General features: G+C 71.2%; 9 protein-coding genes and 1 pseudogene. 5 read left to right on the top strand and 5 right to left on the bottom strand.

Annotated elements, in window-relative coordinates:
- The first annotated feature begins 138 nt into the window (after positions 1-138).
- The 4 genes from ACQGNW_RS09890 (at position 139) to ACQGNW_RS09875 (ending at position 8,263) form a co-directional block, all read left to right on the top strand.
- Positions 139-3,882 carry a translocation/assembly module TamB domain-containing protein gene (locus ACQGNW_RS09890; protein ID WP_426662981.1) on the top strand — a complete coding sequence of 1,248 codons (3,744 nt, stop codon included), beginning with the start codon at positions 139-141 and terminating at the stop codon, positions 3,880-3,882.
- 113 nt (positions 3,883-3,995) lie between these two features.
- Complete coding sequence (locus tag ACQGNW_RS09885; protein WP_426662980.1) at positions 3,996-6,062, top strand: M13 family metallopeptidase; 2,067 nt, start codon at positions 3,996-3,998, stop codon at positions 6,060-6,062.
- A gap of 67 nt (positions 6,063-6,129) precedes the next feature.
- On the top strand, positions 6,130-7,740 hold the full coding sequence (locus ACQGNW_RS09880; RefSeq protein WP_426662979.1) for a tetratricopeptide repeat-containing sulfotransferase family protein: 1,611 nt from the start codon (positions 6,130-6,132) through the stop codon (positions 7,738-7,740).
- 145 nt (positions 7,741-7,885) lie between these two features.
- Positions 7,886-8,263, top strand: a complete 378-nt coding sequence (locus tag ACQGNW_RS09875; protein WP_426662978.1) for a YciI family protein — start codon at positions 7,886-7,888, stop codon at positions 8,261-8,263.
- Between the two features lie 13 nt (positions 8,264-8,276).
- On the opposite strand, the gene ACQGNW_RS09870 is transcribed toward ACQGNW_RS09875, so the two are convergent.
- The 5 genes and pseudogenes from ACQGNW_RS09870 to ACQGNW_RS09850 all read right to left on the bottom strand — a co-directional run bounded on the left by ACQGNW_RS09870 (position 8,277) and on the right by ACQGNW_RS09850 (position 14,594).
- On the bottom strand, positions 8,277-8,627 hold the full coding sequence (locus ACQGNW_RS09870; protein WP_426662977.1) for a RidA family protein: 351 nt from the start codon (positions 8,625-8,627) through the stop codon (positions 8,277-8,279).
- A gap of 70 nt (positions 8,628-8,697) precedes the next feature.
- Positions 8,698-10,056 (bottom strand): UDP-N-acetylmuramoyl-L-alanine--D-glutamate ligase, encoded by a 1,359-nt coding sequence (gene murD, locus ACQGNW_RS09865; protein WP_426662976.1) that lies wholly within the window; start codon positions 10,054-10,056, stop codon positions 8,698-8,700.
- Positions 10,056-11,480: a UDP-N-acetyl-alpha-D-muramoyl-L-alanyl-L-glutamate epimerase gene (gene murL / locus ACQGNW_RS09860; RefSeq protein WP_426662975.1), complete on the bottom strand. Its 1,425-nt coding sequence runs from the start codon at positions 11,478-11,480 to the stop codon at positions 10,056-10,058. The genes murD and murL overlap by 1 nt, the downstream gene beginning before the upstream one ends.
- A 127-nt stretch (positions 11,481-11,607) precedes the next feature.
- Positions 11,608-11,877 (bottom strand): annotated as a pseudogene (locus ACQGNW_RS09855) (endonuclease domain-containing protein); the annotation flags it as partial.
- 86 nt (positions 11,878-11,963) lie between these two features.
- Entirely contained in the window at positions 11,964-14,594 is a 2,631-nt protein-coding gene (locus tag ACQGNW_RS09850) for a bifunctional aspartate kinase/diaminopimelate decarboxylase (RefSeq protein ID WP_426662974.1), read from the bottom strand.
- 179 nt (positions 14,595-14,773) lie between these two features.
- On the opposite strand from ACQGNW_RS09850, the gene ACQGNW_RS09845 reads away from it, so the two are divergent.
- Positions 14,774-16,201, top strand: a complete 1,428-nt coding sequence (locus tag ACQGNW_RS09845) for an FUSC family protein (protein ID WP_426662973.1) — start codon at positions 14,774-14,776, stop codon at positions 16,199-16,201.
- Positions 16,202-16,327: the final 126 nt, after the last annotated feature.

The following is a 16,327-nucleotide window of genomic DNA, read 5'->3' as shown; positions in this document are numbered from 1 at the left end:
GGCGGATCCGGGTCCGTGCCGCGGACCTGGCGAGTCGAAAACGGGCAGGACAGCCCGTTTTCGACATAGGCAAGGCTCTGCTTTTGATTTCGGGATACGACAAACGAGCACGTGCAAATCACGGAGGCCGTTGGTTTCATGAAATGGCTGAAGCGCCTCGCCATCGCAATCGCCGCCCTGCTGCTGGTGCTGGCCGCCACGCTGTGGTGGCTGCTCGGCACCGGCGCTGGCCTGCGCTTCGCGCTGGCGCGCGCGCAATCGGCCACGCACGGCGCGCTGGAGTGGCGGCAGGCGCAGGGTTCGCTGCTCGGCCCGCTGCGGCTCGACGGACTGCGCTACGACGATGGCCGGGGCACCGTGGCCGAGGTGGCGCAGGCCCGACTCGACCTGCGCTTCTGGCCGCTGCTGCTGGGGCGCGTGCACGTGCGCGACCTCGACGTCGACGGCGTGGCGGTGGTGCTGCCGAAAAGCACGGCCGGCAGCGCAAGCTCCGGCAGCTACCCGCTGCAGCCGCCGGTGGACCTGCTGCTCGATCGCGCCCACGTGGGCGCACTGCGCGTGAGCCGCGCCGGCCAGCCGCTGTTCGTTTCCGACAGCCTCGACCTCGCCGGCCGCTGGACGCATGCGGGCATCGCCATCGACACGCTGAAGCTGCGCGCGCCGGATGGCCACGCCGACCTCCAGGGCGAGCTTGTCCTCGCGCGCCGCCAGCGCGGCAGCGGCAAGGCCGACTTCGCGTGGAAGCTGGGCGGCGTCGACTATGCAGGCCAGCTCGCCGCCCACGGCGACGGCAGCCGGGCGCAGCTGGATCTCGCGCTGCGGCAGCCGATGGCCGCGCGCCTGCACCTCGAACTGGCCCAGAACCGCAACTACGACTGGAAGGCCGCGCTGAGCGCGCCCCGTTTCGATCCGAAACCGCTGCTGGGTGACAGCGCGCCGAAGTCGCTCGCTCTGGCCTTGCAGGGTCACGGCGACCGCCACGGCGGCGAACTCACCGGCACGCTGGACCTCGGCCGCTACCGCCTGCTGCTGCAGCCGCTGCGCGCGCGCCTCAGCGACGACGGCAGGCTGCTGGAACTGCAACAGCTCGCCCTGGCCTCGCCGCAGGTGAAGGGCCGGCTCGACGCCAGCGGCACGCTGCAGCTCGATGCGAAGCCGCTGGGCGGCCGGCTGGCGATCCAGTGGAACGACCTGCAACTGCCCGCCGACCTCGTCGGCCAGCCGCTGGCCAGTGCCGGCAAGCTCGACGTGCAGGGCAACGCGGACCGTTTCCACGCCAGCGGCGACCTCACGATCGGACCGCCCGGCAAACCCGCCCACCTGCGGCTGGACCTGGACGGCACCCCGCAGGCGATCGCCCTGCACCCGCTCGTGCTGCAGCAGCCGCAGGGCAAGCTGAAGGTGCAGGGCACGCTGCAGCTGCGACCCGAGCCGGGCTGGCAACTCGAGGCCAGCGCCAGCCGCTTCGATCCGGGCCAGCTCATCGCGGGCTGGAACGGGGCGCTGGATCTCGCGCTCACCAGCCACGGCCGGCTGACCGGGGCCGGCCCCGACGCCACGCTGGAGCTCATGCAGCTCCGCGGCCGCCTGCGCGGACGCGCGGTCAGCGGCAACGCCAGGCTGCACCTCTCGCCCGACAAGGTGGTCAATGGCCGGCTGCGGCTCGTCTCCGGCGGCAGCACGGTGCAGCTCGACGCCAGGGCGGGTCGCAGCAACGATGCCGATGTCAGGCTCGCCATCGCCTCGCTGGGCGACTGGCTGCCCGGCGCCGGCGGACGTCTGGACGGCCAATTCAACGTGCGCGGCCTGCTGCCCCGGCTGGCCGTCAACGGCCACCTGCACGGCAGCGCACTGGCCTGGCAGCATCAGCGCGTGGACGCATTGCAGCTGGTGGCCGGCGTTCCCGACATCAGCCATCCCGCGGGCAAGCTGGAACTCACCGCCGGCGGCGCCCATCTCGGCGGCCTGGCGTTCCAGCGGCTGCACCTGCTGGCCGAGGGCAGCCAGGGCGACCACCGGCTGGAACTGGACGCGCGCGGCCGCCAGCTCTCCGGCACGCTGGCGCTGCATGGCGCGCTGAAGAACGAGGCATGGAACGGCACGCTGTCCACGCTGAACCTCGAACCGCAGGGCCTGCCGGGCTGGCGCCTGCAACGCCCCAGCCAGTTGGCCTGGCGCGACGGTGCCTTCAGCCTCTCCGAGACCTGCCTCACCGCGGGCGATCCCTTGCTGTGCCTGAGCGCGAAGCAGGACAAGGCGGGCGACCTCGACGCCGGCTACCGGCTGCGCGGGCTGCCGCTGGCGCTGCTGCTCAACGCCGCCGGCGAGTCCGGCCTGCCGCTGCGCGTGGACGGCAGCCTGCACGGCGACGGCCAGCTGCGCCGCAGCGCTGCCGGCGCGCTCGGCGGCCACGCCAGCATCGGCTCCGACCGTGGCAGCGTCACCTATGTCGAACACCCTGACGCGCCAATATTGAGCTACGACCACTTCGCACTGGACGCCGAGCTCGGCGCGGACAGCCGGCGCTTCAGCCTGTGCGCCAACCTCGACCACGGTGGCGGCATCGACGGGCAGGCGACCCTCGGCGGGAAGCAGCAGGCGCTGGCGGGCCAGCTCGACCTGCGCCTCAACAACCTCGCCTTCCTGGAGCTGTTCGGCAACGCGCTGGCCAACGTGCACGGCCGGGCCACGGGCAGCTTCCGCCTCGGCGGCACGCTGGCGCAGCCCGCCGTCAGCGGCCATGCCGCGGTGGACGATTTTGCCGCCGAGATTCCGGCTGCCGGACTCAGGCTCGCCAACGGCAGGCTGGCCGTGAGCGCGATCGGCGCGCACAGCCTGCGCGTCGACGGCAGCGTGCAATCCGGCGCGGGCACGCTGACCGTGGCGGGCGTCGCCGGCCTCGGCGGCGATGTCGCCACCGACATCGCGATCAAGGGCAACCGGTTCACCGCCGCCGACATCCCCGCCGCCACGGTGGCGATCAGCCCCGACCTGCGCCTGCGGCGCAACGCGCAGGGCCTCGATCTCGGCGGCTCGGTGCTGCTGGACAGCGCCGACGTGAACCTCGACAAGCTGCCCGGCGCCGGGGCCAGCAAGGCGTCGCCCGACGTGGTGGTGGTCGACCGCCCGCCGCCCGCGCCCGGCGCGGCGTTGCCGTTCACCGCCACGGTGAAGGTGGACCTGGGCCGCAGCACGCACCTCACCGGCTTCGGCCTGGACGGCCGCCTCGGCGGCATGCTCACGGTGAACGAGCGTCCCGGCCGCGCCACCACCGGGCAGGGCCAGGTCACGGTGAGCGGTACCTACAAGGCCTACGGCCAGAGCCTCGCGATCCAGCGCGGCAAGCTGCTGTTCGCCGGCACGCCGATCGACAACCCCGGCCTGGACATCCGTGCGGTGCGCAAGCTCAACCCCAACGCCACCATCGACGAAGGCCAGGAAGTGGGCCTGCAGATCTCCGGCACTGCGCGGCGGCCGGTGCTCACCGTGTTCTCCAACCCGCTGATGGAACAGTCCGACGCGCTTTCCTACCTGATCACCGGCAAGCCGCTGTCGCAGGTGAAGGGCGGCGAGGGCAACATGGTGGGCGCCGCGGCGCAGGCGCTGGGCTCGGCCGCGGGCAACCTGCTCGCCAAGAGCGTCGGCGCGAAGATCGGCGTGGACGACATCGGCGTGTCCAGCAACGAGGCGCTCGGCGGCAGCTCCGCGTTCACCGTGGGCAAGTACCTCTCGCCGCGGCTCTACCTCAGCTACGGCGTGGGCCTGTTCGAGCCGGGCGAGGTGGTCACCCTGCGCTACCGGCTCAGCCAGCGCTGGAATTTCGAGGCGCAGAGCGCCACCGGATTCAATCGCGCGAGCTTCAACTACCGCTACGAGAAGTGACCGCCGCAAGGGCTTGCGCGGACGATTCCGCAGCGCCGCGTGCCGCACGCGGCGGGCGATGGCATGCTGCGGAGCGTTTTTACACCGATACCCGACACTGACGAGGTGATCCCATGCAGCACACCCGATGGATCCTGGCCGCGGCGATCGCCGCCGGTCTCTGCGGCACTCCCGCCCTGGCGGCGGCACCCGCCGCGCACAGCCCCGACATCGGCATCGACCTCGCCGGCATCGACCACGCCGTGAAGCCGGGCGACAACTTCTTCGACTACGCCAACGGCGGCTGGCTGAAGACCGCACAGATCCCCGCCGACCGCTCCGGCACCGGCACCTTCCTCAAGATCTTCGAGCTCACCGAGAAGCACACCGCCGACCTCATCCGCAATGCCGGCGCCAGCCACCCCGCCGCGGGCAGCAACGCGCGCAAGATCGCCGACTACTACGCCGCCTTCATGGACGAGGCCGCGATCGCGAAGCATGGCCTTGCGCCGCTGAAGCCGGAGCTCTCCGCGATCGACGCGATCGCCACGAAGGACGACCTCGCCCGCGTGCTGGGCAGCCGCCTGCGCGCCGACGTGGATCCGATCAACGCCACCAATTTCCACACCGAGCACCTGTTCGGCCTGTTCGTGACGCAGGGCCTGGAAGATCCCTCGCGCAGCGTCGCCTACCTGCTGCAGGGCGGCCTGGCCATGCCCAGCCGCGACTACTACCTCTCCACCGATCCGCACATGGCGGCGTTCCGCGACAAGTACCACGCCTACGTGGTGGCGCTGCTGAAGCAGGCCGGCATCGCCGACGCCGAGGCGAAGGCGAACACCGTCGTCGATCTCGAAACTAAGATCGCCAAGGCGCAGGAAAGCCTCATCGAAAGCCAGGACGTGCACAAGGCGAACAACCTGTGGACGATGGCCGACTTCGCGCGCAAGGCGCCGGGCCTCGACTGGGCCGCCTACTTCAAGGCCGCCGGCCTGGACGGCCAGAAGCAGATCGACGTGTGGCAGCCCAGCGCCACCACCGGCCTCGCCGCACTGGTGGCCAGCCAGCCGCTGGACGCGTGGAAGGACCTGCTCACCTTCCACACCCTGGACAGCGCCGCACCGCTGCTGCCCAAGGCCTACGCCGACCTGCACTTCGGTTTCTATGGCCGCACCCTGCAGGGCACGCCCGAGCAGCAGCCGCGCTGGAAGCGCGCGGTGGGCGCCACCAACGTCGACCTCGGCGACGCGGTGGGCCAGCTGTACGTGCAGAAGTACTTCCCCGCCTCGTCCAAGGCCGAGGTGCAGCAGCTGGTGAAGAACCTGATCGCCGCCTTCGACGAGCGGCTCGACACGCTGAGCTGGATGACCCCGGCCACGCGCGCCAAGGCCAAGGAAAAGCTGGTCACGCTGAAGGTCGGCGTGGGCTATCCGGAGAAGTGGCGCGACTACGCCACGCTCAAGATCAGCGCCGACGATCCGCTGGGCAACCACCTGCGCGCGGTGAAGCACGAGTACCAGCACCAGCTCGCCAAGCTCGGCCAGCCGGTGGACCGCGGCGAGTGGTGGATGACCCCGCAGACGGTGAACGCGGTGAACCTGCCGCTGCAGAACGCGCTGAACTTCCCCGCCGCGATCCTGCAGGCGCCGTTCTTCGATCCGAAGGCCGACGCCGCCGCGAACTACGGTGCGATCGGCGCCATCATCGGCCACGAGATCAGCCACAGCTTCGACAACACCGGCGCCGACTTCGACGCGCAGGGCAGGATGGAGAACTGGTGGACGCCGGCCGACGAGGCGCATTTCAAGGCCGCCACCGCGCAGCTCGCCAAGCAGTTCGACCAGTACGAGGCGCTGCCCGGCCTGCACGTGAACGGCGAGCAGACCCTGGGCGAGGACATCGCCGACGTCTCCGGCCTCACCATCGCCTACCTTGCGTACCACAGGTCGCTTGGCGGCAAGCCCGCGCCGGTGATCGACGGCCTCAGTGGCGACCAGCGTTTCTTCCTCGCGTTCGGCCAGGCCTGGCGCTCGAAGATCCGCGACGCCGCCCAGCGCCAGCGCCTCGCCACCGACGTGCACGCGCCTGCGCAGTTCCGTGCGCTGACCGTGCGCAACCTCGACGCGTGGTACCCGGCCTTCAACGTGCAACCCGGCCAGAAGCTGTACCTCGCACCGGACCAGCGGGTGAAGATCTGGTAAGCCGGCCACGGCCGAACCCGCGAAAAGCCGCGCCCGCAAGGGCGCGGCTTTTCCCATAATGGGCGTCATGGACAACACGCCCCCAACCTCCCCGGCCCTGCGCCAACTGCTGGACGTCGCCCGCCAGGCCCACGCCCGCGGCGACCACGCGCAAGCCGGCCAGTTCGCCGTGCAGGCCACCCAGCTGGATGCCAGCTGCGCCGAAGCGCACTACCTCGCCGGTCTGGCCTGCCTCGACACCGGGCAGCTGGGCCGGGCGCTGGAACACCTCAACCGCGCCGTGGCCATCGAAACCGAGAACGCCGAATACGCCACGCATTTCGCGCGCGCACTGGCGGCGGCGGGGCGCTACGGCCACGCCCTGCAGGTCGCCAACATCGCCTACGCGCTGACCCCGGCCGATCCGCTGACGCTGGACGTGCTGGGCGGCGTCTACATGCAATGCAACGCCCACGAACGCGCCAACGCCATGTTCCGCCGTGCGGTGGCCGCGCTGCCGGACCGCGCCCTCTGCCGGTTCAACGCCGCGGTGACCTCCACCTTCACCGGCAACCTCGCCGCCGCCGAAGCGCACTTCGACGCCTGCATCGAACGCATGCCGACGTGCTGGCCGGCCTACGGGCTGCGCTCGCGCCTGCGCCGGCAGACGGCGGACGACAACCACGTCGACGCGCTGCGCGCGCTGCTGGCCGCGCACGCCACCGAGGTCGATGCGCAGATCCACCTGCGCAGCGCGCTCGCCAAGGAATGCGAGGATCTCGGCGACTACGCGGCGGCCTTCGAGCACATGCGCCTGGGCAAGGCCGCCGCGCGCACGCGCGTGGACTACCGGCCCGAACAGGACCGCGCGATGGTCGATGCGCTGATCGCGGCGTTCCCGGACACCGTGGCCACCGGCACCGGCTACGGCAGCGACGAACCCATCTTCGTCGTGGGCATGCCTCGCTCCGGCACCACGCTGGTGGAGCGCATCCTGTCCAGCCATCCGGAGGTGCATTCCGCCGGCGAGCTGACGGAGTTCGGCACCCAGCTTTGCCGCCTCGCCCCCGCAGGCGCGCCGACCACGCTGTGCCCTGAACTGATCGCGCAGTCACACCGCTACGACTGGCACCAGCTCGGCCTGCGTTACGTGGACGGCACGCGCCCGCAGACCGCGCTCAAACCCCGCTTCATCGACAAGCTGCCGCGCAACTTCCTCTACCTCGGACTGATCGCCAGGGCGCTGCCGAACGCGAAGATCGTCTGCCTGCGCCGCCACCCGCTGGACACCTGTCTCAGCAACTTCCGCGAAGCGTTCGCGGAAGACTCCGCCTTCCACGGCTACAGCTTCGACCTGCTCGACATCGGCCGCTTCTACGTCCAGTTCGACCGCATGATGGCGCACTGGAACGCCGTGCTGCCCGGACGCATCCTGCAGCTGGACTACGAAGCCCTGGTGTCCGGACAGGAAGCCGCCACGCGCCAGCTGCTTGCCCATTGCGACCTGGAATGGCACGACGCCTGCCTCGACTTCCAGCACAACCGCGCCGCCGTGGCCACCGCCAGCACGGTGCAGGTGCGCGAAGGGATCCACCGCCGCGCCGTGGGGCGCTGGGAGAAATTCCGCCCCTGGCTGGGACCGCTGGAAGAGCTGTTGCGCGATGCGGGCATCGACGCCTCGGCGGCGGCACGGAGCTGAAGGACGGGAACCCCGGCCGGGACTGGGCAGCGCGCCGCAGGCCCCAACACGTGGCGCAGCGCGGGCGGCGCGCGGAGTCCCCATGTCGAATGCGGCATCCCTCGTTCGTCGCACTGTCACAGCCCGGCCGATGAGGAGAACCCCCATGCAGTTCATGATGTTCGTGGTGCACGACCCTGGCGCGGAGCCCTACGTTCCCGAGCAGGACAACATCGCCGAATGGGTGGCCGGTACGACGGCCAGCGGCACGCGGATCACCGGCGACCGGTTGCGGCCACCGGCCTACGCGACGACCGTGCGCGTGCGGGGCGGCAAGGTGCTGGCCAGCGACGGCCCGTTCGCCGAAGCGAAGGAATGGATCGCCGGCTTCGACCTGCTGGACTGCGCCAGCCTCGACGAGGCCGTCGCCATCGCCGCGCGCCACCCGATGGCCCGTTTCGGCAGCATCGAACTGCGGCCGTTCTGGCCGCTCGACGTGGAAGAGGATCCGCGCCGGCGCAACGAGCGCGAGTCCGGCGCGTAAGCCGGAGCGGCGGCTACGGCTGCAGCGCGGCCGTCACCACGATCTCCACCTTCCACGCCGGGTCGGCCAGCCGCGCTTCCACGGTGGCGCGCGCCGGCGCCTGGCCCGGCGTCACCCAGGCGTCCCACGCGCGGTTCATGCCCGCGAAGTCGCCGATGTCGGCGAGGAAGATCTGCGCGCGCAGGATGCGCGTCTTGTCGCTGCCCGCCTGCGCCAGCAGCGCGTCGATCGCCGCCAGCACCTCGCGGGTCTGGGTTTCGATGTCGGCGCCCGCGGTTTCGGGCACCTGCCCCGCCAGATGGACCACGCCGCCGTGGATGCAGGCCTCGGACATGCGCGGGCCGGGTTCGATGCGTTGGATCATGGCCATACCCTCGGAAAATGCTGCAATGGCGCCCCGCGGCGGGGCGCGAATCCACGGCCCCGCGGGGCCGTCACGCCACGCCGAGCCCCTCGATGCCCGCGATGCCCTGGGCGTCGAAACCGGCCAGCCCGGCAAAGCACCGGCCGCGCTCGGCGTAGTCCTTGAACTGGTCGAAACTGGGGGCGCCCGGCGACAGCAGCACCACGCCGCCGGTGGGCGTCACCGTTCGCGCCATCGCCACCGCGTCGGCGAAATCCTCGGCCTCGCCCAGCGGCAGCTCGGTCTTCGCCTGCCGCAGCGCCCGTGCGATGCGCGGGCCGTTGGCGCCCTGCGCCACGATGCGCAGGCCGGCGCGGTCCTTCACGGCCTGCACGAAGTCCGACCAGTCCAGCCCGCGGTCGTGGCCGCCCACGATCACCGTGACCTCGCGCCCGGCCAGGCTGTCCAGCGCGGCCAGCGTGGCCTGCGGGGTGGTGCTGATCGAGTCGTTGATCCAGTCGAGTCCGTCGCGCGCGCCCAGCGGCTGCAGGCGGTGCGGCAGCGGGTGGAAATCCGCCAGCGCGGGCGCGGCCCTGATCGCGTCATGGCCCAGCGTTTCCAGCGCGGCCAAGGCGGCGCAGGCGTTGAGCGCGTTGTGCACGCCGGGCGCGGCCATTGCATGGATGTCGAACACGGCCCGCTCGCCGCGGCGGATCGCGCCATCCGCCACATGCCAGCCCGCGGGCGTGCCGAACACGAGGCGGTGCGGATGCGCGGCGGTGCGTTCCAGCAACGGCGCCTGCAGGCCGTTGACCAGCAGCGTGCGCGACACGTCGGCGAGCCTGAGCTTGTCGGCGACATAGCGCTCGCGCGAACCGTGCCAGTCGAGATGCTCCTCGTACAGGCTGGTGACCACGCCCAGCTCCAGCGCTCCTGCTTCGCCGGTCTGGAAGCTGGACAGCTCGATCGCCCACAACTCGGCGGACTGGCCCAGCAGCTCCAGCAGCGGCAGGCCGATGTTGCCGGCCAGCGCGGTGCGCACGCCCAGCGCGCGCGCGAGGTGCGCGACGAGGGCAGTGGTGGTGCTCTTGCCCTTGGTACCGGTGACGGCAACCACGCGCGCCTGCGGGTTCTCCGCGAACCACAGCGCGGTGCCCGAGGTGAACACGGTGCCCTGCGCCTGCGCGGTGGTCACCGCGGGCTTGTACGCGGAGATGCCGGGCGACTTCACCACCACGTCGTAGGCGCACAGCGCCACCGAACCCGGCTCCTGACCGTAGACGGTGAGCGTGGCGTCGAACGCGCGCGCCGCGGCGGCCTCGCCCTCGCCGCAGTACAAAGCCAAGGGCAGCTGCGGCAGCTGTGCATGGATGGCGCGGATCGCGGCGCGGCCTTCGCGGCCGAAGCCCCACACCGCGACGCGCTTGCCCGCCAGGTCGGCGATGCGCATCAGGCGATGGCCTTCAGCGCCGCCTGCAGGCGGGCCGGCACGCGGTGCTCGGAGGAAGGCTGCAGCCACGGCTCCAGCGCGAGTTGCGTCGCATCGAGCTGCGGCAGGATCTCGGCACGGAAGCGCGCCACCAGCGCGTCCTCCTGCCACTCGGGCCGTTGGCTCAGCGCGTACATCGCGGCACGCGCCTCGGCGCCCTCGCCCACGCATTCGAACGGCTTGTGGTCCTGGTATTCCAGCAGGGCGTCGAAACCGGCGGCCTGCGTCTCGTCGTCCAATAGGTTGCGGCCGAAGATCGCGAGCAGGCGCGGCTTGGGCAGGAACGGCGCCAGCGCGAGGAACACGAAATGGCACTTCGGGCACTGCCCGCACCAGCGGTCCGCCGGCTTGGGGCCGAGGATCCTGAAGTTGCGGTTGCAGCTGGAGAAGGCATCGAAATACGGCGTGAGCCTGGCGAACGCGCGGGTGATCGCCAGTTCGGAATACGGGCGCAGCAGCGAGCAGTAGTCGAGGTCGGCGGCGACGTGCGTGTGCAACCAGTCGCCGAGCAGCTGCTCGAACGCGTAGCCCTTGCTCCACTGGTGGTTCACCTGCTGGCCGTCGTACTCCAGCGTGGCGGCGGAGGCTGAGCGCTCGTTGGCGAAGGCGATGGAGTCGTGGCCGTAGAGGATCGCCGCCACGGCGAGGATCGCCGAGTTCACCGCGGTGACCGGGATGTGGCCGTTCCACGCGCCGCGCTGGTTCAGCTCGAACAGGGCGGGTGCCAGCTCGCGCTGGATGTTCAGCATGGGCAGGCCGGTGCGCGCGGCGCAGGCGGCGATCAACGCGGAGTTGCCCACCCACACCGCAGTGGCTTCGCCGCCGATCGACTTGATCGCCTCCACCGCGACGAGGGAATCCTTGCCGCCGCCGATGGGGACCAGCGTGCGCTTGGGCAAGCCGAGCGATGGGGCTTGCGGCGAGCTTGCCCCCTCGCCACGACCCTCTCCTCGCTCCTCAAAGCCGACACCATCCATGGCGTCTCCCCGCGTACCCCGGAGGGGAGAGGGAGAAAGGCGCGGGAAGGCGATGCGTCCCCGCAGGTCCAGGCCATTGCGGTAAGCGAATTCCGCGAGACCGTGCAGGTAAAGCGCGTCGAGCAGGTTCGCGGTGGCGTCGTCCAGCGGGCCGTCGACCACTTCGATCTTCGGCGGTACGCCGGCCTTGTAGTAGCTCACGCCGGCAATCAGGTGGAGCAGCTTCAGCACGGCGTCGAAGGCCGCCTGCCGCTCGCGCGGCAGCTCCGGCGCATGTGGGAACGTGATGCGCTCCACCATCGGCACGCCGTCGTCGAAGGCATAGGCCAGCTCGGCCACGCCGTCGGCGTAGCGCGCGTGCAGGAAGCGGAACACCTGGGTGAGGCGGGGGTTGGTGCTGGTCGTCACTTGTCAGTCTCCGCGGCGTACTCCCTCTCCCCTGCGGGGAGAGGGCCGGGTGAGGGGCCGGACTTGCCAAGGCCGCCAGGATCACCTCAAGCACGCCCTCGATATTTGTCAGTACGTCATTGTCCCAGAAACGCAGCACGCGGTAGCCCATGGATACCAGCTTGCGCGTGCGCACCGCGTCATATGCCATCTGTTCGCCATGCTGGCTGCCGTCCAGCTCCACGATCCGCGCCGCATCGGGGCAGAGGAAGTCGGCGATGTAGCGGTCGATCTCGTGTTGGCGGCGGAATTTCCATCCCTGAAGCTGGCGGTTGCGCAGGTGGTACCAGAGCTTTTGTTCGGCATCGGCTTGACCGCTTCTCAGACTGCGCGCTCGATCCACGTTCAGGCGGTTCATCCTTGCCCCGCTTCGTTGGTCACAATTCCGCGAGCACCCACCCCTCACCCCACCCCTCTCCCCCAAAGGGGAGAGGGAGTAGAGCTTCAGGCGTCGATCACCACTTCTTCCGTTTCACCGCGCAGGTTGTACGGCGAGGACATCACCTTGCCGTAGGCGCCGGCCTGGGCGATCAGGATCACGTCGCCTTCCTGCGGCTCGGGCAGGCGACGGTCGCTGCCCAGCACGTCGCCGCTCTCACAGATCGGGCCGACCACCTGGAACAGTCCGGTGGCGTCTTCGTCCAGCCGCGTGAGGTTGGCGATCTCGTGCCAGGCGTCGTACAGGGCGGGACGGATCAGGCTGTTCATGCCGGTGTCCACGCCGAGGTAGCGCCAGCTGCCCTTGCCCTTGGTCTGGGTGACGCGCGCCAGCAGCACGCCGGCGTCGGCGACGAGGTAACGGCCCGGCTCCATCCACAGCTGGTAATGCGGATAGGCGGCCTTCACCTCGCGCAGCACCTTGTCCAGCGCGGCGATGTCGAGCTTCGCCTCGCCCGGATGCGAGGGCACGCCCAGGCCGCCGCCGATGTTGAGGAACGCGATGCTGCCGATGCGTTCGGCAAGGCTGGCAAGCTGGTTGAACACCTCGCCCCAGTGCTTCGCGTCGAGCACGCCCGAACCCAGGTGCGCGTGCAGGCCGCGAACGGTCACGCCATGCGCGTCGGCAAGCCGCAGGAAGGCGTCGAGCTGCTCCAGTGGCAGGCCGAACTTGCTGCCGCTGCCGCCGGTGCGCACCTTCTCGTGATGGCCTAGGCCGCGGCCGAGGTCCACGCGCAGCGCGATCTCGCGACCGCGGAGCAGCTCGCCCCAGTGCTCGATCGGATGCAGCGCATCCAGCGTGATCGTGGCGCGGGTGGCCAGGCCGCGCTCGAAATCCGCGCGCGAGGCGAAGTTCGGCGTGAACAGCAGCGGCGCGCTTTCCGGCACCGCCGCCGACACCGCTTCCAGCTCGCCGGGCGACACGCACTCGAACGCAAAGCCTTCCGCGGCCAGCACACGCAGGATCGCCGGATGCGTGTTCGCCTTCACCGCGTAGTGCAGCCGGTCCACCGCCGCCAGCGATTTCAGCTCGCGCGCCTGGGCGCGCACGGTGGGCAGGTGGTAGACGTAGCGCGGCGTGGCCTCGGCGGCGATGTCGAGCAGACGCCGGCGCTGCGCCGGCTCACGCCACCATGCGGCAGACATGGCCACTTCGCCGCTGCCGTACAGGTTCTGCCAGCTGGGACCGAACAGCACGCTGTCGTCGGTGCGCAGAGCGCCGGCGGCGATCAGCAGCTCGTGCAGGTGCGGCAGCAGGTCGTCCACCACGTCCTCGTCCACCACGAAGGTGAGGTTGAGGTTGTTGGACGACTGCGAGATCAGGTGCACGCGCAGCTGGTCGAACTCGGCCAGCACGCTGGACAGCGTATGCAACATCGAGCGCATGCCGCGGCCGACCAGGGTGATCGCGGCGCAGGGCGCGATCACCTTGACCCGGCACACCTTGGCGAGGTCGCCGGCCAGCGCGGCGATCGCGTCGGAGTCGAGCAGGTTCTCGGTGGGGTCCAGCGACACGGTGACGTTGGTTTCGGCCGAGCCGATCAGGTCCACCGACAGGCCGTGCTGCTTGAAGTGCGCGAACACGTCGGCGAGGAAGCCGACCTGCTGCCACATGCCCACCGACTCCATCGACACCAGGGTGATGCCCTTGCGCGCGCTGATCGCCTTCACCGACGGCGCGTGGTCGCGCACCTCGGGGCCGATCACGGTGCCCTCCAGTTCGGGACGGTTGGTGTCCTTCACCAGCAGCGGCACGCGCGGCTCGCGCAACGGCGACAGGCAGCGCGGATGCAGCACCTTGGCGCCGGTGGAGGCGATTTCCTGCGCCTCCTCGTAGTCCAGCTTCTGCAGCAGGCGCGCGCCCGGCACCTGGCGCGGGTTCGCGGTGAACATGCCGGCCACGTCGGTCCAGATCTCCACCCGCGCCGCCTTCAGCAGCGCGCCGAAGTAGGACGCCGAGGTGTCCGAGCCGCCGCGGCCGAGCAGCACCGTGCGGCCTCCGCTGCCGTTGGAGGCGGTCTCGCGCGCGATGAAGCCCTGGGTGATGAACACCTCGCCCTGCGCGGCAAGCCGCGCATTGAGCGCGGGATCGGGCTTGGCCTCGACCATCGCCGACAGCAGGCGGGTGCGCTCGTTCTGGTTCGGCAGCACGGCCGCGGCGAGGCAGTCGCGCGCATCCAGCCAGCGCGTGGGCAGGCCGCTCCCGCTGAGGAAGGCTGCGCCCAGCGCGCTGGACATCAGTTCGCCGTGCGCCTGCACCAGCGCCGACCAGGCCAGCTCGCCCAGCCGTGCCGGGCCTTCCGCGGCCAGCGCGGCCAGCTCGTCCAGCCGCGCGCCCAGCGTGGCCGGCAGCGGCAGCTGCATGTGCCCGAGCAGCTCGTGGTGGCGTTGCGCGATCGCGCCGGCCGCCGCCTTGCGTTTGCCCTGGTCACCCTCGCCGCACAGCTGTTTCAGCGCATCGGTGATGCCGGTGAGCGCGGACACGACCACCAGCACGCGCGCGCCCTCGGCGCGGCGGCTGGCGACCAGCTCACGGATGTTCTGCCAGCGCGGCAGGGTGGCGACACTGGTGCCGCCGAACTTCATCACGATCCAGGGGGCGTCCGCAGGCAGCGGCGCGGGGGCGTTGGGATTCACGGCTCTCTTGGGTGGTTGGAGGGAAAGCGATCCCGCCAGTGTTGCGCTGCGGCAACGGGAATGCAACTACGCCCCCATGCGTCGGCGTTTGGACGTCCAGACGTCCACTTGCACGGACCCGCGGCCCCGATCGCGGCGCTGCTAGACTGCCCCCTTTCCGGAAAGGAGCCGGTCCGCGCATGGCCAACGCGTTCCACGTTCCCGTGCGCGGCGCGGCCGCCGCGCTGCACGCGCTGCCCGAGGCGGTCGTGGCGCTGGTTGCCGCCCTGCTCGCGCTGGCCTGCGCGCAGCTGCTGGCGCCGGGCCCGGGCAGCGCGGTGCTGGCGGTGGTGCTGAGCTTGTCGCTCGCCCGCAGCCGGCTCGACCGCGACCGGCGCGGCCGGCTGGAGGCCGCCATCGCCCTGCCCGTGGTGGGTCTGGCCGCCACCGGCGTCGGCCTGCTGCTGCGCGACGCGCCCTGGCTCGGCGCCGCCGCCTTCACCGTCGGCGTGGCGGCATCGGTGTGGTTGCGCCAGTTCGGCGAACAGGCGCGGCGCGCTGGCCGGCTGATTGCGCTGCCTTTCGTGACCGTGCTCACCGTGCCGCACCTGTCAGCTGCGCAACGCGGACCCTTGCCGGCCGTACTGGTGCCGGTGGTGATCGCGTTGCTGGCGCTGGCCTGGGTGTCGGCGCTGGACGCGCTGGGCCGGCGGCTACGCCTGTTGCCCGACGCGGTGCCGCCGGCACACCGCGCCGCAGCGGCGCCGGTCCAGCCAGCGCCGGGCCGGATGCGGCCCTCGGCCACCACCCGCATGGCGCTGCAGATGGCGGTGGCGCTGGCCGGCGCATTCGCGATGGGCCACGCTGGCTTCGGCAGGCATTGGCCGTGGGTGGTGCTGACCGCCTTCATCGTGCACAGCGGCAACCGCGGCCGGCTGGAGGTGGCGTACAAGAGCCTGCTGCGCCTGGGCGGTGCGGCCGGCGGCAGCCTGGCCGCCGCCCTGCTGGCCGCCCCGGCCGGCACGCACGGCAGCGCCGCCGCGGCGCTGATCCTGCTTGCGGTCTTCCTGGGCACCTGGCTGCGCCCGCTCAACTACGCGTGGTGGGCGCTGTTCGCCACGGTGGCGCTGGCCCTGCTGCAGAACTACGCCGGGTTGCCCGCGGCAACGGAGATGACCTTGCGCCTGGCGGCGATCCTGGCCGGCGCCGCGATCGGCGTGGCGGTGGCCTGGCTGGTGCTGCCGGTGCGCTCCACCGATGTGCTGCGCCGGCGCCTGGCCGATGCACTGGCGGCACTCGGCGATGCGCTGGACCCGGCGATCACGCCGCGCAGCGCGGCACCCTTCACGCAAGCGCTCGATGCCGTGCGGCAACTGGCGCCGGCCTTCCGCGCCGCGCGCGTGCTCGGCCTGCAGTCGCGCTGGCGCCAGCCGGCGGACTGGATCGATGCGTTGGCCGCCTGCCACCGGCCGGCAGTGGCGTTGATCGAGCGCGGAGCCGCACCGGGCGACGCGCGGCGCGCGGTCGGCATGGCACGGCGCGCGCTACGGGAGCCGGAGCGCTTGCTCGGTGCGTTGGAGGCGCTGCGCGCTTCACTCCCTCTCCCCGCTGGGGAGAGGTTGGGGTGAGGGGGCGGGCGAAAGGCCCTGATGGAGCGCCGCATGCTGTTGATGTGATTCCTTCGCGAGCACCCTCCCCTCACCTCGATCCTCTTCCTCGCTCCTCGGAGCAGGGCCATCCATGACCCTTCCTCG

The organism is Rhodanobacter aciditrophus, assembly GCF_050026795.1.
Classification (GTDB): Bacteria; Pseudomonadota; Gammaproteobacteria; order Xanthomonadales; family Rhodanobacteraceae; genus Rhodanobacter_A.
This window is presented reverse-complemented; position numbering and strand designations above follow the sequence as displayed.